General features: G+C 60.3%; 21 protein-coding genes. 6 read left to right on the top strand and 15 right to left on the bottom strand.

Translation table 11 applies throughout. From position 1 onward, the window contains the following. Window position 1: 1 nt before the first annotated feature. Window positions 2-664, bottom strand: a complete 663-nt coding sequence (gene tatB, locus DSM14862_RS05965; protein WP_007120298.1) for a Sec-independent protein translocase protein TatB — start codon at window positions 662-664, stop codon at window positions 2-4. Window positions 665-668: 4 nt separating this feature from the next. Further along, complete coding sequence (locus DSM14862_RS05960; RefSeq protein WP_007120297.1) at window positions 669-938, bottom strand: twin-arginine translocase TatA/TatE family subunit; 270 nt, start codon at window positions 936-938, stop codon at window positions 669-671. Between the two features lie 188 nt (window positions 939-1,126). Here DSM14862_RS05960 and DSM14862_RS05955 point away from each other — a divergent pair, with 188 nt between their 5' ends. Further along, window positions 1,127-1,789: a helix-turn-helix transcriptional regulator gene (locus tag DSM14862_RS05955; protein WP_007120296.1), complete on the top strand. Its 663-nt coding sequence runs from the start codon at window positions 1,127-1,129 to the stop codon at window positions 1,787-1,789. Between the two features lie 7 nt (window positions 1,790-1,796). Here DSM14862_RS05955 and DSM14862_RS05950 read toward each other — a convergent pair whose 3' ends face one another. The 6 genes from DSM14862_RS05950 to DSM14862_RS05925 all read right to left on the bottom strand — a co-directional run bounded on the left by DSM14862_RS05950 (window position 1,797) and on the right by DSM14862_RS05925 (window position 6,311). Next, the gene (locus DSM14862_RS05950) at window positions 1,797-2,153 is read right to left on the bottom strand and encodes a Lin0512 family protein (protein ID WP_007120295.1); all 357 of its coding nucleotides are present in this window, start codon (window positions 2,151-2,153) and stop codon (window positions 1,797-1,799) included. Continuing rightward, the gene (locus DSM14862_RS05945) at window positions 2,146-2,496 is read right to left on the bottom strand and encodes a Lin0512 family protein (RefSeq protein ID WP_040701452.1); all 351 of its coding nucleotides are present in this window, start codon (window positions 2,494-2,496) and stop codon (window positions 2,146-2,148) included. Before DSM14862_RS05945 ends, DSM14862_RS05950 begins: the two co-directional genes overlap by 8 nt. Then, the gene (locus DSM14862_RS05940) at window positions 2,493-3,581 is read right to left on the bottom strand and encodes an ABC transporter ATP-binding protein (RefSeq protein WP_007120293.1); all 1,089 of its coding nucleotides are present in this window, start codon (window positions 3,579-3,581) and stop codon (window positions 2,493-2,495) included. The genes DSM14862_RS05945 and DSM14862_RS05940 overlap by 4 nt, the downstream gene beginning before the upstream one ends. Window positions 3,582-3,623: 42 nt before the next feature. Continuing rightward, window positions 3,624-4,982, bottom strand: coding sequence for an SLC5/6 family protein (locus tag DSM14862_RS05935; RefSeq protein WP_007120292.1), 1,359 nt, complete (start codon window positions 4,980-4,982; stop codon window positions 3,624-3,626). Window positions 4,983-5,129: 147 nt separating this feature from the next. Beyond that, window positions 5,130-5,513 carry a hypothetical protein gene (locus tag DSM14862_RS05930; RefSeq protein WP_007120291.1) on the bottom strand — a complete coding sequence of 128 codons (384 nt, stop codon included), beginning with the start codon at window positions 5,511-5,513 and terminating at the stop codon, window positions 5,130-5,132. A gap of 18 nt (window positions 5,514-5,531) precedes the next feature. Next, window positions 5,532-6,311: an SDR family oxidoreductase gene (locus tag DSM14862_RS05925; RefSeq protein ID WP_007120290.1), complete on the bottom strand. Its 780-nt coding sequence runs from the start codon at window positions 6,309-6,311 to the stop codon at window positions 5,532-5,534. A 138-nt stretch (window positions 6,312-6,449) separates the two neighbouring features. Here DSM14862_RS05925 and DSM14862_RS05920 point away from each other — a divergent pair, with 138 nt between their 5' ends. Further along, on the top strand, window positions 6,450-7,463 hold the full coding sequence (locus DSM14862_RS05920) for a Hint domain-containing protein (protein ID WP_007120289.1): 1,014 nt from the start codon (window positions 6,450-6,452) through the stop codon (window positions 7,461-7,463). On the opposite strand, the gene DSM14862_RS05915 is transcribed toward DSM14862_RS05920, so the two are convergent. Then, a complete protein-coding gene (locus DSM14862_RS05915; protein WP_040701493.1) occupies window positions 7,460-7,843 on the bottom strand; it encodes a nuclear transport factor 2 family protein in 384 nt (127 codons plus the stop codon). The two genes, DSM14862_RS05920 and DSM14862_RS05915, sit on opposite strands and share 4 nt — an antisense overlap. Before the next feature lie 104 nt (window positions 7,844-7,947). Here DSM14862_RS05915 and DSM14862_RS05910 point away from each other — a divergent pair, with 104 nt between their 5' ends. The 4 genes from DSM14862_RS05910 (at window position 7,948) to DSM14862_RS05895 (ending at window position 13,085) form a co-directional block, all read left to right on the top strand. Continuing rightward, entirely contained in the window at window positions 7,948-9,567 is a 1,620-nt protein-coding gene (locus DSM14862_RS05910) for a peptide chain release factor 3 (protein ID WP_040701450.1), read from the top strand. Between the two features lie 77 nt (window positions 9,568-9,644). Beyond that, window positions 9,645-10,580, top strand: coding sequence for a glycosyltransferase family 2 protein (locus tag DSM14862_RS05905; protein ID WP_007120285.1), 936 nt, complete (start codon window positions 9,645-9,647; stop codon window positions 10,578-10,580). Window positions 10,581-10,729: 149 nt separating this feature from the next. Then, window positions 10,730-12,319: a DEAD/DEAH box helicase gene (locus DSM14862_RS05900; protein ID WP_007120284.1), complete on the top strand. Its 1,590-nt coding sequence runs from the start codon at window positions 10,730-10,732 to the stop codon at window positions 12,317-12,319. Window positions 12,320-12,422: 103 nt separating this feature from the next. Next, on the top strand, window positions 12,423-13,085 hold the full coding sequence (locus tag DSM14862_RS05895; RefSeq protein WP_007120283.1) for a hypothetical protein: 663 nt from the start codon (window positions 12,423-12,425) through the stop codon (window positions 13,083-13,085). Here the strand turns inward: DSM14862_RS05895 and DSM14862_RS05890 are convergent. The 6 genes from DSM14862_RS05890 to nuoL are packed head-to-tail and all read right to left on the bottom strand — an operon-like array spanning window position 13,069 to window position 21,453. Further along, window positions 13,069-14,736 carry a ribonuclease J gene (locus DSM14862_RS05890; RefSeq protein ID WP_007120282.1) on the bottom strand — a complete coding sequence of 556 codons (1,668 nt, stop codon included), beginning with the start codon at window positions 14,734-14,736 and terminating at the stop codon, window positions 13,069-13,071. The two genes, DSM14862_RS05895 and DSM14862_RS05890, sit on opposite strands and share 17 nt — an antisense overlap. A gap of 1 nt (window position 14,737) precedes the next feature. Continuing rightward, window positions 14,738-15,514 carry a type III pantothenate kinase gene (locus DSM14862_RS05885; protein ID WP_007120281.1) on the bottom strand — a complete coding sequence of 259 codons (777 nt, stop codon included), beginning with the start codon at window positions 15,512-15,514 and terminating at the stop codon, window positions 14,738-14,740. Window positions 15,515-15,534: 20 nt separating this feature from the next. Next, on the bottom strand, window positions 15,535-16,266 hold the full coding sequence (locus tag DSM14862_RS05880; protein ID WP_007120280.1) for a biotin--[acetyl-CoA-carboxylase] ligase: 732 nt from the start codon (window positions 16,264-16,266) through the stop codon (window positions 15,535-15,537). A 32-nt stretch (window positions 16,267-16,298) separates the two neighbouring features. Continuing rightward, entirely contained in the window at window positions 16,299-17,744 is a 1,446-nt protein-coding gene (nuoN, locus tag DSM14862_RS05875) for an NADH-quinone oxidoreductase subunit NuoN (RefSeq protein WP_243254336.1), read from the bottom strand. A 14-nt stretch (window positions 17,745-17,758) separates the two neighbouring features. Further along, window positions 17,759-19,321, bottom strand: coding sequence for an NADH-quinone oxidoreductase subunit M (locus DSM14862_RS05870; RefSeq protein ID WP_007119510.1), 1,563 nt, complete (start codon window positions 19,319-19,321; stop codon window positions 17,759-17,761). After that, window positions 19,321-21,453 (bottom strand): NADH-quinone oxidoreductase subunit L, encoded by a 2,133-nt coding sequence (gene nuoL, locus DSM14862_RS05865; protein WP_007119509.1) that lies wholly within the window; start codon window positions 21,451-21,453, stop codon window positions 19,321-19,323. The genes DSM14862_RS05870 and nuoL overlap by 1 nt, the downstream gene beginning before the upstream one ends. Window position 21,454: the final 1 nt, after the last annotated feature.

Genomic DNA, 21,454 nt, shown 5'->3' with positions numbered 1-21,454 from the left:
CTTACTCTTTTTTCGCAGCGGGTGTGGCCGCCGCTGGCTTCTTGGCGGCAGGCTTTTTCGCAGCGGGTTTCTTAGCGGCAGGTTTCCTGGCGGCGGGCTTTTTGGGCGCTGCTTTGGCATGGGTCGGTTTGGCCGCCTCTTTTTCGATCACGGGCCGCGCAGGTGCCGTCTTTTTCGCAGGCGTCTTGACAGTGGCGGTCTTGGCCCCTGTCTCTGCCGGGGCCGCGTCAGACAGTTTCGCCTCCGCAGCATCGGCCTGCGCCATGGCCTCTGTCGCCTCGCGTTGCTTGCGTTCTGCTGCCGCGCGGGCGGTGCTGGCTTGGATCTTTTTCACATCCTCCGCCTTTTGCGCTGCCAGTTTGCCCGTTTCGCTCTCGGGGTCGAAATTCGTGAGCGAGCGGGTCGCGTCTTTTACCTCGTCCATGGCACTGCCAAGCGGGTTGGTCGCGGTTTTCAGCGACTTGTTCAGCGACGAGGACATCTCGCGCATGCCGCTATCATCGGCGGCATCGTTCATGGCTTGGCTGAATTCACGCGCCATGCCCTTAGCTTTACCCACGAATTGCCCGACGCGCCGAAACAGCACAGGCAGGTCCTTGGGGCCGACCACGATCAAGGCCACGACGCCGATGACCAGCAGTTCCGTCCAACCCAGATCGAACATGCGGTTACACCCGGTCTTTGTCGGTCTTCAGGTCGGTGCGAGGATGCGTGCCCTGATCGGTATGCTCTGGCAGGTCAGCGTGATGTACTTCGTCGACGTGTTTGATGTCGTCTGTGTGCTTGGTCTCTTCTTCGCCTTCGCTGATGCCCTTTTTAAAGCTGGTGATGCCCTTACCGACTTCGCCCATGAGCGAGGAAATCTTGCCGCGGCCAAAAAGCACCAGCACGACAACCGCGATCAGCAGCAGGCCCGGCAGTCCGATATTGTTCAACATGTCTGTTCTCCCATCATGTTTAGCGCAGATCTGTGGCTGCGCCGGTCCTGCCTGTGATAGCGGGCCGCGCCGGGACCATGAAGGGGCAAAGCGGCGTGGCGGCGGTTCCGCGCGTGTCGGGACGTTAAATTTCCGGCGTGCAATTTCCCTTGTGACATGTTTTTGTCAGGAACGCTAAATGGGAGCCGATGGTGGCAGTAAAGACCGAAGACCGCCTTGTGGCGCTGATCGACCGGCTTCGGAACGGACAGGTGCACCGGGCCGAGGATCTGGCCCGTCGCTTTGGCGTCTCCACCCGCACGATCTACCGCGATATGGACAAGCTCAGCGCCTCAGGCCTCCCCGTTGCCGGGACGCGGGGCGAAGGCTACCGGATCACGCCCGCGATCACCCTGCCCCCGCTGACCCTGACCCCGGCAGAGCTTGAAGCGCTGAACCTCGGCCTTGCGGTGGCGGCGGAGGTTGGGGATCCCGCCCTGCAAGATGCGGCAGAGACTTTGGCGGCGAAGTTCGACGCGGTATTGCCGACCGAGACCATCGCCGAGGGGGCCGCATGGTCACAAGCGCTGAGGTCGCAGGGCAAGGCCACACGGGTCTTCGCCCATCTCCCGGTGCTGCGTGCGGCAGTTCAGGCGCGGCAGAAGTTACGGATCGGGGTGGCAGACAGCGGCAGCCAAGTCGTCCGCCCCCTCAAGGTTGAGAATTGGGGCAGATTCTGGGTGCTGACCGCGTGGTGCGAGGGTACAGAGCGCCTTGCCACCTTCCGGCTCGACCTCATCGAGAGCGCCGAGGCCCTGCCCGAACTCTTCGTCGATGAGCCGGGGAAGACCTTGGCGGACTACCGCCCCTGAAGGCGGGTTAACGCTTGAGCCGCCAACCCTCTTGCTGCGGCAAGAACGCCTCGACACTCGCCTGTGCCACGACGATCGTATCCTGCCCCGTCGGCACATTGAGCCCGCCCTTCACGGCACGCACCTCAGCCCGACCGCGCGGCAGTTTTGCCACCAATGCGTCGACATCCACCTTCTCAGGCTCCTGCACCGCCACGGTGACCTGAACGCGCATTTGGTCTGGCGTCACATCCAGCGCGCCGAATAGCGGCAGGGAGGAATGGCGCAAAGCGTCTTCAATCGCGCGGGCGGCGGCTTTGGTATAGTCCATCCCGTGCAGGTCGTTGCCCATGCCCATCTCGATGATGATCCGTTGCTCAGCCATCGGCACGCTCCATGTCGAAACCCACTGACAGCGCCACATTGGCCATGACGGTCGCGTTGCCCTCCCCTTCGGGGCGCGGCACGTCTAGCCCGCCGTGGTGTAGATTGACCGTCACCTCGCCATAGGGAAAGACTGCCCGCAGCGCCTCAGCATCGACCAGATCGGGCCGCTGCACGCCCACGTCGAGGGTGATGCGCATGGCGGATTTATCAAAGCCAAAGAGCTCTGCCAGATTGATCGAATTATGCCACAGCGCGTCCTGCACCGCGCGTTTTGCGGCCTCGGTATAATCGGCGCGGCGCAGGGACGAGCCCATGCCGAATTCAATCATCAGTGGTTTCATGTCGTCACCGGAAAGACAAAGCAGCGATCGCGGCGCACGGTCAGCCACATGACAGCGCCGGGCTGCGGGAGGAAAACATTGGGCACCGTCGCTTTGAGCCGCGAGCCGTCTTGGTCGAGGACAAATTCCACAAGGCTTTCGTTGCCCATAAAGCGCGCCCGTTCGACCACCGCGCGCGCTGGCGTGCCATCGGTGGAGGTGGGGCGTGGGCCTTGCCCGGCGCGGTCAAAGTCGATCCGCAGGTGCTGCGGACGGAACACGATATTCACCTTGGTGCCATCCGGCAGACCGGGGGCGAGAAACTCGCCGAAGACCGTTTCGGCCAGCGCACCGTTCACCGTGGCCTCCAACACATTCGCATCGCTGAAAAACGCGACCGAGGCGCGGTCCAAGGGCCGGGTATAGACGTTATAGGGCGCGCCCTGCTGGACGATCTTGCCGTCGCGCATCAGGGCGATTTCATCGGCCATGCGCATCGCCTCGTCCGGCTCATGGGTAACGAGCAGCACGGCGGTGTCTTCTTCTTTCAGGATGCTCAGCGTCTCGTCCCGGATGCCGTCGCGCAGGCGGTTGTCGAGGCCAGAGAAGGGTTCATCCATCAACATGATGCGCGGCTGCGGAGCCAGCGCACGCGCCAGCGCCACACGCTGCTGCTCACCGCCGGAAAGCTGGTGCGGGTAGCCATCGATGTAGCGCAGCAGGTCCACCCGTTCGAGCAGCAATTCGATCCGGGCACGCTTCTCTGCCTTGGTGCCCGTCTTGAGGCCAAAACCCACGTTGTCGGCCACGCTCAGATGCGGAAACAGGGCGAAATCCTGAAACATCAGACCAATCTCGCGCCGCTCAGGCGGGACACGAAACACCGTGTCGCAGATCAGCTTGCCGTCGACATGGATCGTGCCGCTGTCTTGCATCTCAACCCCTGCGATCATGCGCAGGGTCGTGGATTTGCCGCAGCCCGAGGGGCCGAGCAGGCAGGTCACCTGCCCCGGCATGATCTGCAGGGACACGTCGTCAACCACCTGCCGCCCGCCATAGCTGCGGCGCAGGTTCTTGATTTCCAGTCGGGGGGTGGGGTCACTCATGGAAGATGCAGTATCCGATTAAATCGCTCGGAAACCCAGCTATCAGCCTCGCCGCGCCCCCGCAAGCACCGCTGCGAAACCAGCGATGAGTACAAGCACACAGATTGCCAGCAATTGCTCGTATTTATGCCCCTCTGGCAAAAGCGCTGCGACGGGCGCCCAGCCCTGCGCAAAGTAGACCGCCGCTCCGAACATCGCAGCAGCGAAGGCAGCGAGATAGCTCCAAACCGCAATCCGCCGTCCGGCCACCAGCCCCACCAACAGCACCGGGGTAAGGAACATCGACGCCGTCCCGCTGACCGCCACCGCGTCAAACAGCGTGGCATTGCCCCAAAGCGTCAGCAGCGCGCCCAAGATCATGAACCCCGCCATCACCAGCCGCCCGCCCATCAGGCTGCGCGGTGCGATGCGCCATTCCTCAACCATCAGCCTCGCGGCAGAGGCCAGCGCGGAGTCGAGCGTGGAGAGCGCCGAGACCAGCAAAGACAGCATCAGCGCCACGAAAATCCAGCCCGGAAACATCAGCCCCCATGTGCCGATCAACTCGCCCTCATAGGCCGCGCCAGTCAGGCTGGCTTGGATACCAAAGAACCCAAAGCCGATGATACACAGCGTTGAAATCCAAAAGGCATGGAGGAAGGAGGCCCGCGTCGTCGCCTCATCCGCAAGAAAGCCGCGGTCCATCATCACCGGATCATGGGCGGGGTAGGAGAAGACTTGCAGCAGCGCGACACCCAAAAGCACCCAGCCATTATAGGGCCCCGACACCCCCGGCGCGCTGAGTACCGCGCCAAGCTCGAACCCCGGGCTCAGCAGCAGCGCACCGAGGGCAAGGCCGAAGACCACGAGAAAGACCAGCATCTGCACAACATCCGTGCGCAGTGCCGCGGAAAGGCCGCCCCATGCCGAATAGCCAAAGCCCAAAGCCGCCACGATCAGCACTGCCAGCGTGCCCGACCCCGGCCAGACAGCCTCAAAGATCAGCGCGACGACGAGAAGGTTGGCAAAGACTTCGGACAAGAGCCGCAGCCCGATCACGAGGTTGTAGGCCGCCGTGCCCGCGCCCCCGAACTGCCCGCTCAGCCAATCCTGCACCGACCGCGCCCCGCCGCGGCGCAGATGGCCGACGATAAAACCGCCCGTCAGAAATGAGCCATAGTAAGCTGCATAAGCCAGCGTGCCGGCGATGCCATAGAAATAGCCCAAGATCGCCGCGTTCATTAGACTGCGGGCGAAAATCCATGTGGTGACTTGGCTCAGCACCAGCACCCAAAGCCCCGGCGCGCGGCCCGCTGCGTTGGCACCGCCAAAGAACCCTTCGACCGTGGCACGGCGCGGCGCGACCAGCAGGCTGGCAAGGATGACAGCGGCGAAGAGGACAATTAAAACGGTGCTTTGCATGGGGCGAGCCCTTTTGGTGAGAAGACCCCTCTAGCGTTAGCCGCGCGGCCTGAAGCGGGCTAGTCCCGAAACATGCGCTGTCAGAAACGTGATAGCCCGGCCGCGTGGCAAAGGCCTGCCTGCGCCATGCGGCCGGATCAATCCGCGCTAAAGCCCGATCCCGCATTTGCGGGTGATTGGCACCAGATCGCGCTGAAAGCCAATCCCTGCATTGCGATGGATCCGCGCCGCCAGACCGCCAAAATCCGCAGCGTGGGTCAGCCGGTTGGCTTCGTCGATGGCATATTCGACCTCGCGCACATAGGCTTCGGCCACGGCGCGGCCGCGTAACCGCGCAAGTTCGGCCAGCGCGCAGGCGGATTTGCCGCGCCGCTCGGGGCTCCAACGGGCCTTGGCAGGATCACTTCCCATCACGCTCAGCATCCGCCCGTCCAGCGCGACCTGCGCCGCCTCATAGCGCGGCAGCAGGTCTTGGGCGCTGGCCGAAGTGGCGAAGAGGCCGACCAGCATCGCTGCGGCTTTTATTACCATTTCGGCCCCCTCTTCCGCTTACATCGTGATGTTGGTGCCGCCGCCGTCCAGCAGCAGGTTTTGCCCCACGATGAACCCAGCATGCTGCGAACAAAGGAACGCACAAGCCGCGCCAAATTCCTCGCGGGTGCCATAGCGGCCTGCGGGGATGCCAGCCTGCCGCTCGGCGCGGGCCTCATCCAGCGTGATGCCCTTAGCCTTGACCACACCCGCATCCAGCGAATCCGCGCGGTCGGTTGCATGTATCCCCGGCAGAAGGTTGTTGATCGTGACCCCCTTGCCCGCCACCTGACGCGAGGTGCCCGCGACATAGCCCGTAAGCCCGGTCCGCGCGGAGTTGCTGAGACCCAGAACCCCAATCGGCGCGCGCACGGATTGGCTGGTGATATTGACCACCCGGCCCCAGCCACGCTCCATCATGCCCGGCACCAGTGCTTTGATCAGCGCGATGGGGGCCAGCATATTGGCGTCGAGCGCTTTGATGAAATCTTCGCGGTCCCAGTCATGCCACATGCCCGGAGGGGGGCCGCCCGCGTTGTTGACGAGGATGTCACAGCCCTCAGCGGCTTTGATGACCAGCTTTTGCCCCTCTTCGGTGGCCACATCCGCCGCCACGGTGACGACCTCGACGCCATAGTCCTGACGGATACGCTCCGCCGAAGCCTCAAGCGCCTCGGCGCCGCGCGCGTTCATCACAAGGCTGACCCCTGCCGCAGCAAGCGCTTCGGCGCAGCCAAGGCCAAGCCCTTTGGACGAGGCGCAGACAAGCGCCTTCTTACCCTTAATACCCAAATCCATTATGCGATTCCTCCTGTGCATTTGCATATGCCTACCACGGCCTGCCGCCAATGCCAGCAAATCACCCGAGCCTTGACCCATGGGGGCCACAATTCTACCTTATCCCGTTGGCGAAAGCCCCTAAACCAAAGGCCCGTCATGTCCAGCACCCGCACCGCCCCCGCCCAGAGCATCGCCGTTTACCGCGCTGAGGAATTGCGTGCGAGTGATGGCGCGAATCTGGGGGATACGCTGTCTTTTGCCGCTGAACTGGTGCTTGACGATACCTATGAGCTGGACCGCGCAGCAGTGCCACGGCGGCTGTCATTGCAGACCCTTCCAGGCAATCAACTGCGACTTGCCGAGGATACCGACGTGGGCAGCCCCGGTGCTGATCTACACCTCGACAGTCTGCTCACGCTGATGTCGCCCGAAGGCCAGACCCAAGAGGCGCTGCTGCTGGTCGAAGTCGATGGCCAAGGGCGCGCGGCAGAGGTTTATCTTTTGCCACTAGGGCCGCTGAACCCGCAAACGGGGTATTGCATTGTCGGGATTGACACCCAGACCGCGCAGCAGAAATTTGGCCAACTGGCCTGCGTCTCATTCACCCGCGGCACCCATATCTCGCTTAGCACCGGAGAGTTGCGGCCCATCGAAGAGTTGCGCGTCGGGGACCGTATCCTGACCCGCGATGACGGTGTTCAGACCCTTCGTTGGATCGGCCAAAGCACCCTGCGCGCGGTAGGGGATTTCGCGCCCATCTGCATTCGGGCGGGCACCTTGAACAATGAACACGACTTGATCGTCAGCCCCGATCACCGCCTCTTCATCTATCAGCGCAGTGATGAGATGGGCGCGGGCCGGTCGGAATTGCTCGTGAAAGCGCGGCATCTGGTGAATGGCGACAGCGTGACGGTGCAAGACGGCGGGTTTGTCGACTACTTCCAACTGCTCTTTGACGGGCATCAAATCATCTATGCCGAGGGGATCGCCGCCGAATCCATGCTGGTCGACAGCCGCACCCGCGCGGTTCTGCCGCCGGAAATGGCCGCAGCCTTGGGCGAGGTGATCCCCGGCCATTCCGATCTGCCCCATGCGGGGCTTGATCTGGCCGAGGCGCTGCTCAACCGCCCCAATGCGGCGGAGCTGCTGAGAAAAGCCTCAACCCGTTAGGGTGCCTCAACGGCGTAGTGAAACTCTTCCCGGACGATTTTGCCGTCTTTCACGTGGTACACGCCGATCTCTTCCATCTGAAAGCGATCGCCGCTCTGCTTGTCGGTGGCGTCAACCTTGAAGACCGCGCTGAACTGGTCATCGCCGAAATAGAACGGGCCTGAGACTTCGGTCGCGTGTTCCTCCATCGCGTTTTCCCACCAGTCGTGTTTGCCGTGGATTGCTTTGATCCCATGGGTCTCACGCCCCTGTCCGCCCATATCAGCGGCCTCTACCGATACGGCATCTTCGGCATATAGCTTATCAAGGTTCTCGCGCACCTTGGCCGCACCGGCACGGCAGCCGTTAACCAACTCTTGTGCAATCTGTTTCAGTTCCATCGCAAATTCCTCCATGTACCACTTATGTTCTCATGCTAGGCCTACGGTCGATTCGCAGCAATGCCCAGATTGCGCCCGGCCACGGCGCAGCCTATATGGGGCGGATGTTGGACACGCCGCAAAACCGCCCCGCCCTGCCCGCCGAGATCGCGCGCCGTCGCACCTTTGCGATCATCAGCCACCCTGACGCGGGCAAGACCACGCTGACTGAAAAGTTCCTGCTGTTTGGCGGGGCGATTCAGATGGCTGGCCAAGTGCGCGCCAAGGGCGAAGCGCGGCGCACGCGGTCCGACTTTATGGCGATGGAGAAAGACCGGGGGATTTCGGTCTCCGCCTCGGCCATGTCGTTCGATTTTCACAGCGGCGATACCAATTATCGGTTCAACCTCGTCGATACGCCCGGCCACTCGGACTTTTCCGAGGATACCTACCGCACGCTGACGGCGGTGGATGCCGCCGTGATGGTGATCGACGGCGCCAAAGGTGTGGAAAGCCAAACGCAGAAGCTTTTCGAAGTCTGCCGGATGCGCGACCTGCCGATCCTGACCTTCTGTAACAAGATGGACCGCGAAAGCCGCGATACCTTTGAGATTATCGACGAAATCCAAGAGAACCTCGCCATTGACGTGACGCCTGCAAGCTGGCCCATCGGCGTGGGCCGCGATTTTGTCGGTTGCTACGACATGCTGCGCGACCGTCTGGAGCTGATGGACCGCGCCGACCGGAACCGTGTGGCCGATAGCATCAAGATCGAAGGGCTGGACGACCCCAAGCTGGCCGAGCACGTCCCTGCCGCCCTGCTGGAAAAGCTGCGCGAAGATCTGGAGATGGCGCGTGAACTGCTGCCGCCTCTGGACCTCAAAGCGATGCACGAAGGGACGCTGACGCCGATTTGGTTCGGCTCTGCCATCAACTCTTTCGGCGTGCGTGAACTGATGGAAGGCATCGCCAAATACGGGCCGGAGCCGCAGATTCAGGCCGCCACGCCGCGTAAGATTTTACCTGAAGAAACAAAGGTATCCGGATTTGTCTTTAAGGTGCAGGCAAATATGGATCCCAAACACCGTGACCGCGTGGCCTTTGTCCGCCTCGCTTCGGGGCATTTTGAGCGGGGCATGAAAATGACCCATGTGCGCACCAAAAAGCCGATGACGATCTCCAACCCTGTCATGTTCCTCGCCTCCGACCGCGAGCTGGCCGAAGAGGCTTGGGCCGGCGACATTATCGGCATCCCCAACCACGGCCAGTTGCGCATCGGCGACACGCTGACCCAAGGCGAAGCGCTGCGCGTCAGCGGCATCCCCTCCTTCGCGCCGGAACTGCTGCAATCTGTCCGTGCGGGCGATCCGTTGAAAGCCAAGCACCTCGAAAAAGCGCTGATGCAATTTGCCGAAGAAGGCGCCGCGAAAGTGTTCAAACCGTCCATCGGATCGGGCTTTGTTGTGGGCGTTGTGGGCCAATTGCAGTTCGAAGTGCTCGCCAGCCGTATTGAGCTGGAATATGGGCTGCCCGTGCGATTTGAGGCGTCGCAATTCACCTCTGCCCGCTGGGTCAACGGCACCAAACAGGCCGTTGATAAGTTTACCGAAAACAACAAGCAGCACATCGCCCATGACCATGATGGCGACATCGTTTACCTGACCCGTCTACAATGGGACATCGACCGTGTTGAGCGCGATTACCCGGACGTCAAGCTGACAGCGACCAAGGAAATGATGGCCTGACGCAGACGCCCCACGTTGGCCAAAAGCCTTGATTTTGCGGTCAATAATGACATGCTGATCTCAGCTGGGGAGATGCAATGACGGAGACGAGGAAATGGGGCCTTGCCGCTACGATCTTGGCCCCTGCAGACGAAATAAAGCGCTTTGCCGCCTACCATCTGGAGGCGGGCGCTCATCGGCTTTACCTCTATCTCGACGCCGAAAACCCTGAGGCTTTTGCATCCCTAAAGGGTCATCCAAAGATACGCGTCACCACCTGCGATGACGCCTATTGGCAAAAGCTCTGCGGTAAGCTCCCTAAGAAACATCAGGTGCGTCAAACCCATAATGCGACCCATGCCTATCATCGCGCGGATGACGTCGATTGGTTGATCCATATGGATGTTGATGAGTTTTTGGTCGCGGATCGCGATGTTGGCGAGGTGCTGACTGACCTGCCCGCTGATCAAAGAATCGCCCGGATCCGCCCGATGGAGGCATTGTCGGGTGATGCGACTGCTTTCAAAGCCTTTATCCCGAATGGTCCGAACCGCGCCCAGATCGTATCTGAGCTTTATCCTACCTATGGCAACTACATCAAAGGTGGTTTCCTTAGCCATCTGGCGGGAAAGGTCTTTGTGCGGACCGGTATGGCGGGCATTCGTGTACAAATCCATAACGTCTTTCAGAAGGACGCGATCATTAATGGGCCTGAACAGAACCCCGACATTGATCTTGCGCATCTTCACGCCAAAAGCTGGCCCGAGTGGCAGGCCGCCTATCGCTACCGCATAGAAAATGGGTCTTATCGGTCTGAATTGGCCCCGAACCGTCCCCGCGATCGGGGCGGTCTGTCGATGCATGAGCTGTTTGCCATGATCGAAACCGAAGGGGGCGAGCCGGGTTTGCGCGCCTTCTTTGATGAGGTCTGCGCCGACACGCCAAACCTACGGGCTGCACTTAATGCCCACGGCCTGCTGCGCCATGCCGATCTTGATCTTGATGCAAAGATGTTGCGCCAATTCCCCAGATAAGCGTCTGAGGGGTCAAGTGTTTGACGACGCAGCCGCAACTTGCTATGCGCTTTTGGAACACGCCGCGGCAGTTGCCGCCTTTAGGGCCAATCGGGCCGGCTTGTATTGCTGCCGCGGGCCAAGTCAGTGTCCGCTCAACCCGGACGCACATGACAAAATTTACCGATCTGAACTTGAACGCCAAGGTTCTCAAAGCTGTTGTAGAAGCTGGCTACGAATCGCCCACGCCCATCCAGGCGGGCGCCATCCCCCCTGCCCTAGAAGGCCGCGACGTTTTGGGCATTGCCCAGACCGGCACCGGGAAGACCGCCAGCTTCACGCTGCCGATGCTTTCGCTGCTTGCCCGTGGCCGCGCCCGCGCCCGGATGCCGCGCAGCCTTGTGCTGTGCCCGACCCGTGAATTGGCGGCACAGGTTGCTGAAAACTTCGACACCTATTCCAAGCACCTCAAGCTGACCAAAGCGCTGCTGATCGGCGGCGTGAGCTTTAAGGAGCAGGACAAGCTGATCGACAAAGGCGTCGACGTGCTGATCGCCACCCCGGGCCGCTTGCTGGACCATTTCGAGCGCGGCAAACTGATTCTCTCGGACGTGAAAGTCATGGTCGTGGACGAAGCCGACCGGATGCTCGACATGGGGTTCATCCCTGATATTGAGCGCATCTTCGGCCTCACGCCCTTCACCCGTCAGACGCTGTTTTTCTCGGCCACCATGGCGCCTGAGATTGAGCGGATCACCAACACATTCCTCAGCAATCCCGAGCGGATCGAAGTCGCCCGTCAGGCGACAACGAGCGAGAACATCACCCAAGGTGTGGTGATGTTCAAAGCCTCGCGCAAGGATCGTGAAGCCACCGAAAAGCGCAAGCTGCTGCGGATGCTGATCGACGCTGAAGGCGAGAAATGCACCAATGCGATCATCTTCTGTAACCGCAAGATGGACGTGGATACCGTTGCCAAGTCGTTGAAAAAACACGGCTATGACGCGGCCCCGATCCACGGCGATCTTGACCAAAGTCAGCGGACCAAGACATTGGACGGCTTCCGCAATGGCGAGCTGCGATTCCTTATTGCTTCTGATGTGGCCGCCCGCGGCCTTGATGTGCCAAGTGTGAGCCATGTGTTCAACTTCGACGTGCCCAGCCACGCCGAAGACTACGTTCACCGCATTGGCCGGACGGGCCGTGCCGGGCGTGATGGCAAAGCGATCATGATCTGCGTGCCGCGCGACGAGAAGAATTTCGAAGACGTTGAGCGTTTGGTGCAAAAGGAAATTCCGCGCTTGGAGAACCTGCTGCAAACCGACGCGCCTGCCCCAGAAGAGGCAACCGCCGAAGCGCCAGCCAAGGCCGACGACAAGCCCAAGTTTGCCGACAAGCCCAAGCGGACCCGTTCGCGCAGCCGCAAATCTGACGCGCCGCGCGCCGACAAAGCGGCCGCCGAGCAAGTCACTGCAGACAAACCTGCCGAAGATAACCAGCCGCAAGCGCCAAAGGTCGAACCCAAGGCTGAGCCGACTTCCGAACCTGCCCCGCAGGCAGAGGTCGCTCCAGCGCAGGATGCTCCGGCGCAGGATGCTCCGTCGCAAAATGACCGCCGATCGAACCGTGGGGGCAACAACGACAAGACCCCGCGTGGCCGGGGACGCAATGACAAACGCGGCGGCAACGACAACCGCGTTGTAGGACTGGGCGATCACACGCCTGACTTCATCGGTCTAAGCTTTCGTGAACGTATCTAATCCAGCCTAACCGCTGGCATGAATTCGCCGCCGATCCTGACCGGGATTGGCGGCTTTTTCGTCTGTGCTATGTGAGATTTGAACCCTCTCAGATAGGACCATCATGCTGCGCCCTGCCCTCATCACCCTTGCCCTTACCCTCACGACACTTCTGGCCACCCCCGCCAGTGCCGAACGCTGCCGTGCGTTGGTGAATGGCGCCGAAGTCGTCATCGAGGCCGAGAATTTTGCAAATTTCGCAGACGAGGTCGGCACCCGCGAACGGCTCATGAACTGGCCCGCCCGCAAATGGAGCAACCTGTGGGGTGCGCCGCCCGCGTGCAACAGCGGCGTTCTGTTTGACTACCTTGCAACGACCGTACCGCTAGATCAGATCAACGGCTATTGTTTGACCGCCACAGATGAGGATGGCCACTTCCTGATCCCCGGCGAACGGAACTATCGCGGCAATTGCAAAAAGACTTTTTGTGAGAGGGTGAACACCACCAAAGAAGAAACCGTCAGCATCAGCAAGAGCATCGCACGCTCTGCCGTGGATACGATCAGCCAGCCAGACAACCTACGCGCCGTGGCGCATAAGTCTGGGGCGTTCATTCTGACGGGAGGGGCATCTGCCCTGAGCGCCAATCTGGCGACCACCGGCACGACGCTGGCCACTGCACTGTCGACCCCCGCCGCCCTTGCGGCCACGGGCGTAAGCGTGGTTGCAGTGGGCGGCGCGGTCTATATGTGCAGCGGTGGGGAAGAGGTCAGTTCAGACGACTGACCACCACGGTGACTTCGGGCTTTTTGCCAATCTCATCATACGATGACTGACGCGCGACTTTTTTAAGACCATCGTTCAGCTTGTCATCGTCACGCAATGTTGCGGCCTTTTGACGGTTCAGCCACTGGCTTAGGTCTTGCTCCAACACGTCGACCAAGGGCGCGTTAGAGCGGCCTTTTTCTGGCAGACCCATCAGATCAACCCAAGGATCACCCAACGGCTCATCATCCGCGTCAAGGATCATCGTCACGGTCGCATGACCGTTCAGCGCCATGCGGATACGGTCGCGGATCACACCATCGAGTGCGCCGACCTGCACCGAGCCGTCCAGATACATGCGACCGGTGTCGACATGCTCTACCACCTTAGGCTTGTTGCCCGACAGGTCGATCATCATGCCATTAACGGCCAGAACGCCGGTGATGCCTTTGGCATTGGCGATCTTCACATGCTCGCGCAGATGGCGGTGCTCGCCATGCATCGGGATCAGCACCTGAGGCTTCACAATCGCGTGCAGCGTCTCAAGGTCCGGACGGTTGGCGTGGCCCGAGACGTGGTAAAGACCCGAGGAATCATCCACCACATCCACACCCTTTTCAGAGAATTGGTTAATGATGCTGATCACACCGCGCTCGTTGCCCGGAATGGTTTTCGAGGAAAAGAGGAAGAGATCGCCCTCTTTCAACTCGATGCCCTGATACTTACCGCGTGCAAGCTGCGCAGAAGCCGCGCGGCGCTCACCTTGGCTGCCGGTGACCAGCAGCATCAGGTTCTCACGCGGAATCGCGCGGGCGTTCTCGGGGGAGATCACAGGCGGAAAGTCTTTCATCACACCTGTTTGGATCGAAGCTTCGACCATGCGGTTCATCGCGCGGCCCAGCAGAACGATCGACCGCCCTGCCCGTGCGCCAGCCTCTGCCAGCGTTTTGACCCGCGCCACGTTGGAGGCGAAGGTCGTGGCGATAACCATGCCTTCAGCGCTGCTGACCAGTTTTTCGATCTCTGGCCCAACGGTCGATTCCGAACGGCCGGGATGCGCGGAGAAGACGTTCGTGCTGTCGCAGATCAGCGCATTGACGCCATCTTTGCAAACATCGGCCCAGAGCGCGTCGTCAAAGGCTTCGCCAACGCCCGGTGTACGGTCAATCTTAAAGTCGCCCGAGTGGATCGTACGCCCTTCGGGCGTGTCGATGACCATAGCGGAAGACTCGGGGATCGAATGCGAGATCGGCAAGAAGCCCACTTTGAACGGACCGGCTGTGATCTGCTCAGGCCATGTGCTGACCGTGGTGATCGCGTCCTCAGGATGGCCATGCTCTGACATCTTGCGGCGGGCGATATTCGCGGTAAAGGCACGCGCATAGATCGGTGCCTTGAGCGCCTCATAGGAATGGGCGACCGCGCCAATGTGGTCTTCGTGGGCGTGGGTGATGAAGATCGCTTCGATCTGATCGCGGCGTTTCTTCAGCCATGTGATGTCGGGCAAGATCAGATCAACGCCCGGCGTGCTGTCCATATCCGGGAACGCCACACCAAGGTCGACGACGATCAGCCGCTCTTTACCCGGTTTGCCGTAGCCGTAGACATAGGCGTTCATGCCAATTTCACCCGCCCCACCGAGGGGCAGATAGATAAATCGTTCGCTGCTCATATTATTCAGCTTTGTCCTTATTATAATCGTGGATCACGGTCAGACCGTGCATCGTCAGTTCATCTTGATAATCATCGAACAGGTCGACTGCCTGCTGAAACAGCGGTGCCAGACCCCCCGTGGCAATAACGCGCATGGGTCTCGCACGTTCCGCCCTTATTCGCTCACATATCTCACGAACCAGTCCGACATAACCCCAAAAGACACCAGACTGCATGCAGGCAACCGTATTGGTGCCGATGACATTCTGAGGTTTAGAGATATCGACATGCGGCAGCGCGGCCGCAGCGTTGTGCAGCGCTTCAAGGCTGAGGTTCACGCCGGGCGCGATCACGCCCCCGATATAGGCCCCATCATCGGCTACAACGTCAAAGGTGGTGGCGGTGCCAAAATCCACCACGATCAAGTCGCCGCCATAAAGGTCAAAGCCTGCCACGGTGTTTACCAGCCGGTCCGGCCCCACCTGCGTGCCTCCATCTACGCGAACGTCAATCGGCAGATCGCAGCCCGGTTTGCCCACCACGAAAGGACGCGTGTTAAAGTAACGATCGGCCAGCACCCGCAGGTTGAACACCACCCGTGGCACGGTGGAGCTGATGATCATATCGGTGATATCTGCGTCTATATTTTGCAGGCGCATCAACGTGTTGAGCCAAACGTAATATTGGTCCGCCGTCCGTTTCCATTCGGTCGAGGTGCGCCAAGTGGCGATGAACTCTTTCCCGTCCCAGATCGAGAAAACCGTATTGGTGTTGCCGCAATCAATTGCCAGAAGCATGCTGCCTCCCTCCCCCGATTTTAGAAAAACACATCCGCTGCGGTGATGGACACCGCGCCGTCGCGGGTGCGCAGGATCAGATTGCCTGCGCTGTCTACATCTTCAAAGACGCCGGTGATCTCATCGCGCATGGTACGGGCGGTGATGACCTCTCCCAACCGCGCGGCATGGGCGAGCCACGCGCTGCGAATCGTGGCGAAACCATAGGTGGTGAACTGATCTTCAAGACCGGCATATTCTTGCGCAAGGACGTTAAGGAAGTCTTCGGCGGTCACATTGGCCCCCGCTTCGCGCAGGGTCACCGCAGGCAGAGCGCGGGCCTCCAGCGTGCCAGCTTCAGGCGCATGAGCAAGGTTCACACCAATCCCGATCGCCAGATGATCGCCAACGCTTTCCAGAAGGATCCCTGCCACCTTGCCACCGCGCAGCAGCACATCGTTCGGCCATTTTAGGGCAAAGGCATCCTCGCGCCCTGTCACTGCAACAAAGGCGCGGTAGAGCGCCAGTGATGTCACGAAGGACCGCAGCGCGGCAACGCCCGGTGGCTCTTTACGGGGCATCATCAGGGTTGCCGCAAAATTGCCGCGCGGGGTGGTCCAACTGCGGCCACGGCGGCCACGCGCGGCGGTCTGCTCCAGCGCCAGGATCCAAGTCGGCGCGGTCAGCTCTTGCTGTAACCGCGCCGCCTCTGAGAGGGTGGAATCGAGCGTGTCATAGACGCGCCGGCCATAGCCTTCCGGCCAGTCGGTCATGCGGTGGTCCGGCCAGTCTTGCGCCGCACTGCTCAGTTCACCAGCGACGCCGCAGCCGAGGCGGCCATGCCTTCGACACCGAACATATTCGCAATCCCGACGATCATGATCACAGCCGAGGCCATCAGCACCACGGTCAGCACGCCGCCGTTCTGGTGATCCAGCGTGTCAGAACGCTCCTCGCCGAAGTACATGTAAAAGACGATCCGCAAGTAGTAGTACGCACCGATCACACTGGCGATCACGCCCGCCACGGCGAGCCACGCCATATTGGCGTCATAGGCCGCGCGCAGTACGTAGAACTTGCCAAAGAAGCCCAGCATCGGTGGCACGCCTGCAAGGCTGAACAGCAGCACCAGCATCGCCAGCGCCCGGCCCGGATTGGTCTTGGCATACATATTCAGCAGGGTGATATCGGTCACCGGCGCGCCGTCTTTCTGCATCAGCAGGATGAAAGCAAAAGTGCCGAGGTTCATGGTCACATAGATCGCCATATAGACCAGCATCGCCTGCACACCGAAAGCCGTGCCCGCAGCCAAGCCCATCAGCGCATAGCCCATGTGGGCAATCGACGAAAAGGCCATCAGACGTTTGATGTTGGTCTGACCGATCGCGGCGACCGAGCCGAAGAACATCGACAGCACTGACAGCAGCGCCACGATCTGGCTCCAATCGCTGACGATCTGGCCGAAGGCGTCATGCATCACCCGCGCAAACAGACCCATGGCGGCGACCTTAGGTGCCGTGGCAAAGAAGGCCGCAATTGGGGTCGGCGCGCCCTCATAGACGTCCGGTGTCCACATGTGGAAAGGCACGGCAGAAACCTTGAAGGCGAGGCCCGAAATCAGGAAGACCAGACCAAAGAGCAGCCCAAGCGAGGTTTCACCGGTTTGCGCAGTGGTGATGATCCCGGCAAAGGCCGTGGTCCCGGCATAGCCATAGACAAGCGACGCACCGTAAAGCAGCAGACCCGAGCTGAGTGCGCCCAGGACGAAATACTTCAAGCCAGCCTCAGTCGATTTAACCGAGTCGCGGCGCAGGGAGGCGACAACGTAAAGCGCCAGAGATTGCAGTTCCAACCCCATGTACAGCGCCATCAGATCGCCCGCGCTGACCATCACCATCATGCCGACAACCGCCAGCGAGACCAGAATGGGATACTCAAACCGCAGCAAGCCGCGCAGTTTCATGTAGCTTTCCGACATGACCAACACAGCCGCCGCCGACAGCAAGATCGCCACCTTGGCAAACCGCGCGAAACTGTCGTCGATAAACATGCCGTAAAAGGCGATATTGGTGGTGCCGTCGCCCGACATGGCGACCCAACCGGCCAGCAGCACCATCACCACCGCGGTCACCCAGACGAGCACCCCGGCGGCCTTGTCTTTCGACGTATAGACCGCGCCAAGAAGGCCAAGCAGGGCAAACCCCGCAAGCACAATCTCGGGCAGAATGATGTTCAGATCAGCGGAAATCATGCGCCAAGTCCTTCTTAATGCGAGGCATCGGCGGTCTGCACAGCGGTATCAGCCGCCTCCAGCGCCATGTCGTAATTTTCAACGAGAGCAGCCACCGACGGCCCGATCATATCCAGCACCAGTGCCGGGTAGACGCCCAAGATCAGGGTCATCGCCACCAGCGGGGCAATGATCCATTTCTCACGCGCGGTCATATCGGTGATCGCCTTGAGGCTTTCTTTGATCAGGTCGCCCATCACCACGCGGCGATAGAGCCAGAGTGCATAAGCCGCCGAGAAGATTACCCCGGTCGTTGCTACAGCAGCGACCCAAGTGTTCACTTGGAACGTCGCCATGAGCGTCAGGAATTCACCCACGAACCCAGATGTGCCCGGCAGGCCCACGTTCGCCATGGTGAAGAACATGAAGACCATTGCATAGGCCGGCATCCGGTTCACCAGACCACCATAAGCGTCGATGTCACGGGTGTGCATACGGTCATAAATCACGCCAACGCTCAGGAAGAGCGCGCCAGAGATGAAGCCGTGGCTGATCATCTGGAAAATCGCGCCGTCGATCCCCTGCTGGTTCGCAGCAAAGATACCCATGGTCACAAAACCCATATGCGCGACCGAGGAATAGGCGATCAGCTTTTTCATGTCCTGCTGCACGAGTGCCACCAGCGAGGTATAGACGATGGCGATGGCCGACATCCACAGGATCAGCGGCGTCATCACCTCGGCCCCCACGGGGAACATCGGCAGACTGAAGCGCAGGAAGCCGTAACCACCCATCTTCAGCAGGATCGCCGCAAGCACGACGGAACCGGCTGTAGGCGCCTGAACGTGGGCATCGGGCAGCCATGTGTGGACCGGCCACATCGGCATCTTGACCGCAAAGCTGGCAAAGAAGGCGAGGAACATCAGTGTCTGCATGCCACCAACGACTTGGATACCCAGAAGCTCGAAGTTGTCGGACCCGAAGTTATGCGTGAGCAAGCTAATCTCGCAACCACCGATGCAGGTTGTGCCTGCTTCGGTAAACATTGCCACCATTGCCACCAACATCAGCACCGAGCCGAGGAAGGTATAGAGGAAGAACTTGAAACTCGCGTAGATACGCTCTTTGCCGCCCCAAATGCCGATAATCAGGAACATCGGGATCAGACCTGCCTCGAAGAACAGGTAGAAGAGCACCAAGTCCAGCGCCATGAAGACACCGAGCATCAGCGTTTCCAAAAGCAGGAAAGCGATCATGTATTCTTTGACGCGGTGCTCGACATTCCAGCTCGCCGCGATGACCAGCGGCATCATGAAGGTGGTCAGCATCACGAAGAGGATCGAGATGCCGTCAACGCCAAGGCGGTACTTCAGACCCAGCAGCCAATCGGCCTCATCCACGAACTGGAAGTCAGTGTTGGACGGGTCAAATTCGAACAGTACGAAAAGCGAGATCAGGAAGGTGACTGTCGTGGTGATGAAGGCCAGCCATTTCGCGTTGCGCCCGGCGGCGGCATCGTCACCGCGCAGGAAGACCGCGAGGATGAGCGCAGCAAAGGCTGGTACGAATGTGATGATTGAAAGCAGATGCGTATCCATCAGTTCGCTCCTCCGCTCATCGTCATCCATGTCACCAGTACGGCAATCCCGATCACCATCGCGAAGGCATAGGTAAAGATATAACCCGTCTGTGCCTTACCCGCGAGGCGGGTGAAGAAGGGGATGATGCCCATGGCGATGCCGTTCAGCGTGCCATCGATCACATTGCCATCGCCGCGTTTCCACAGGAACCGGCCGATCGTCTTGGCGGGACGCACGAAAATCACGTCGTAAACCTCATCAAAGTACCATTTGTTTTTCAGGAACAGGTAAAGCGGTCGTTGATTGGCCGCCAAACGTCCGGGGACAGTCGGGCTCCAGATATAGAACCACAGCGCCATGAGTAGACCGGCCAGCATCGCGATGAAGGGCGAAACCTTGACCCATGTCGGTGCGGCATGTGCGTCGTCCAGCACATGATTGTCAGGCCCAAAGTACAGCGCTCCCTCACCCGGCGCACCGCCGAAGCTCTCGTGATGCGCGGCCGCGTCCTGATGGCCCTCAACCAGCGCCTCGGCACCTTCGTCCCCATCGACCGGACCCGTAGCGCCGTGGTCGTCCTCGGCCCCTTCAACATGAGCGTCTCCGCCTGCGGCCATCTCAGCCATCGGGATGCCGTAGAACTTGCCGACTTGGTCGGCATGGCCAAAGAAGCTCCCGTACCAGACCATCCCGGCAAAGACCGAGCCAAGCGCCAAGACGCCAAGCGGGATCAGCATGACCATCGGGCTTTCATGCGCATGCTCATGCGTATGTTTGTTGCCGCGGGGCTCGCCAAAGAATGTGAGGAAGATCAGACGCCAGCTGTAGAAGCTTGTCATCGCAGCGGCGATCACCAGCAGCCAGAAGCCATACATAGACCCACCACCCCAAGCGCTCTCGATGATCGCGTCTTTGGACAGGAAGCCGGCGAAACCGATATGCGTCAGCGGAATGCCGACGCCAGTGATGGCCAGCGTGCCAATCATCATCGCAGCAAAGGTATAGGGGATCTTTTTGCGCAGACCGCCGTAGTTGGTCATGTCCTGCTCGTGGTGCATCGCATGGATGACCGACCCCGCCCCCAAAAACAGCATCGCCTTAAAGAAAGCGTGTGTGAAGAGGTGGAACATCGCGGCCGAATACATGCCAACGCCTGCTGCCACGAACATATAGCCAAGCTGGGACATAGTCGAATAGGCGATGACGCGTTTGATGTCGGTCTGCACAAGGCCGATGGTCGCCGCGACAAAGGCGGTGGTCGCACCGATCACGGTGACGAATGCCATGGCTTCGGGCGCGAATTCCATCACAGGCGACATGCGGCAGACAAGGAAGACACCCGCCGTCACCATGGTCGCCGCGTGGATCAGCGCCGACACGGGTGTCGGACCTTCCATCGCGTCCGGCAGCCAAGTGTGCAGGAATAGTTGCGCCGATTTACCCATCGCACCGACAAAGAGCAGGAATGCGATCAGGTTCGCCGCGTTCCAGTCGGCCCAAAGGAAAGTGACGGACTGCTGCGCAAGATCAGGAGCCGCGGCAAAGATGTCGTCAAAGCGGATCGAGTCCGTCAGCATATATAGGCCAAAGATGCCCAGCAGGAACGCAAAGTCCCCTACCCGGTTCACGATGAAGGCCTTCATCGCCGCGGCATTGGCGCTTGGCTTGCGGAAGTAGAAACCGATCAGCAGGTAGGACGCGACACCAACGCCCTCCCAACCAAAGAACATCTGCACGAGGTTGTCGGCTGTCACCAGCATCAACATCGCGAAGGTAAAGAAGGACAGATAGGCAAAGAACCGGGGGCGATAGCTCTCGTTATCGCGGAAGTTCTCATCATGCGCCATGTAGCCGAAGGAATAGAGGTGCACGAGGCTCGAAACCGTGGTGATCACGATCAACATGATCGCGGTCAGACGGTCCATGCGGATCGCCCAATCGGTGCTAAGCGTGCCGCTCTCGATAAAGCGCAAGATCTGGATTTGCTCGGTCGGGCCGTCCAGCGTCAGGAACACCACCCAAGACAGGAAGGCCGCGAGGAACAAGAGCCCTGTGGCGATCCACTGGGCGGCTTTCTCGCCGATGATCTTCCAGCCGAAACCGCAGAGGATGGCGCCCAGCAGCGGGGCGAATAGGATCGTGGTTTCCATT

It is taken from the genome of Sulfitobacter indolifex, from assembly GCF_022788655.1.
GTDB classification, from domain to species: Bacteria; Pseudomonadota; Alphaproteobacteria; order Rhodobacterales; family Rhodobacteraceae; genus Sulfitobacter; species Sulfitobacter indolifex.
Note: the sequence above shows the minus strand (reverse complement) of the source record. Positions and strands in the feature narration are given on the sequence as shown.

What these genes read in the sequence shown, in the direction of transcription:
- tatB (WP_007120298.1), bottom strand. Translation starts at nt 664, where the DNA reads ATGTTCGATCTGGGTTGGACGGAACTGCTGGTCATCGGCGTCGTGGCC.
- DSM14862_RS05960 (WP_007120297.1), bottom strand. Translation starts at nt 938, where the DNA reads ATGTTGAACAATATCGGACTGCCGGGCCTGCTGCTGATCGCGGTTGTC.
- DSM14862_RS05955 (WP_007120296.1), top strand. Translation starts at nt 1,127, where the DNA reads ATGGTGGCAGTAAAGACCGAAGACCGCCTTGTGGCGCTGATCGACCGG.
- DSM14862_RS05950 (WP_007120295.1), bottom strand. Translation starts at nt 2,153, where the DNA reads ATGGCTGAGCAACGGATCATCATCGAGATGGGCATGGGCAACGACCTG.
- DSM14862_RS05945 (WP_040701452.1), bottom strand. Translation starts at nt 2,496, where the DNA reads ATGAAACCACTGATGATTGAATTCGGCATGGGCTCGTCCCTGCGCCGC.
- DSM14862_RS05940 (WP_007120293.1), bottom strand. Translation starts at nt 3,581, where the DNA reads ATGAGTGACCCCACCCCCCGACTGGAAATCAAGAACCTGCGCCGCAGC.
- DSM14862_RS05935 (WP_007120292.1), bottom strand. Translation starts at nt 4,982, where the DNA reads ATGCAAAGCACCGTTTTAATTGTCCTCTTCGCCGCTGTCATCCTTGCC.
- DSM14862_RS05930 (WP_007120291.1), bottom strand. Translation starts at nt 5,513, where the DNA reads ATGGTAATAAAAGCCGCAGCGATGCTGGTCGGCCTCTTCGCCACTTCG.
- DSM14862_RS05925 (WP_007120290.1), bottom strand. Translation starts at nt 6,311, where the DNA reads ATGGATTTGGGTATTAAGGGTAAGAAGGCGCTTGTCTGCGCCTCGTCC.
- DSM14862_RS05920 (WP_007120289.1), top strand. Translation starts at nt 6,450, where the DNA reads ATGTCCAGCACCCGCACCGCCCCCGCCCAGAGCATCGCCGTTTACCGC.
- DSM14862_RS05915 (WP_040701493.1), bottom strand. Translation starts at nt 7,843, where the DNA reads ATGGAACTGAAACAGATTGCACAAGAGTTGGTTAACGGCTGCCGTGCC.
- DSM14862_RS05910 (WP_040701450.1), top strand. Translation starts at nt 7,948, where the DNA reads ATGTTGGACACGCCGCAAAACCGCCCCGCCCTGCCCGCCGAGATCGCG.
- DSM14862_RS05905 (WP_007120285.1), top strand. Translation starts at nt 9,645, where the DNA reads ATGACGGAGACGAGGAAATGGGGCCTTGCCGCTACGATCTTGGCCCCT.
- DSM14862_RS05900 (WP_007120284.1), top strand. Translation starts at nt 10,730, where the DNA reads ATGACAAAATTTACCGATCTGAACTTGAACGCCAAGGTTCTCAAAGCT.
- DSM14862_RS05895 (WP_007120283.1), top strand. Translation starts at nt 12,423, where the DNA reads ATGCTGCGCCCTGCCCTCATCACCCTTGCCCTTACCCTCACGACACTT.
- DSM14862_RS05890 (WP_007120282.1), bottom strand. Translation starts at nt 14,736, where the DNA reads ATGAGCAGCGAACGATTTATCTATCTGCCCCTCGGTGGGGCGGGTGAA.
- DSM14862_RS05885 (WP_007120281.1), bottom strand. Translation starts at nt 15,514, where the DNA reads ATGCTTCTGGCAATTGATTGCGGCAACACCAATACGGTTTTCTCGATC.
- DSM14862_RS05880 (WP_007120280.1), bottom strand. Translation starts at nt 16,266, where the DNA reads ATGACCGACTGGCCGGAAGGCTATGGCCGGCGCGTCTATGACACGCTC.
- nuoN (WP_243254336.1), bottom strand. Translation starts at nt 17,744, where the DNA reads ATGATTTCCGCTGATCTGAACATCATTCTGCCCGAGATTGTGCTTGCG.
- DSM14862_RS05870 (WP_007119510.1), bottom strand. Translation starts at nt 19,321, where the DNA reads ATGGATACGCATCTGCTTTCAATCATCACATTCGTACCAGCCTTTGCT.
- nuoL (WP_007119509.1), bottom strand. Translation starts at nt 21,453, where the DNA reads ATGGAAACCACGATCCTATTCGCCCCGCTGCTGGGCGCCATCCTCTGC.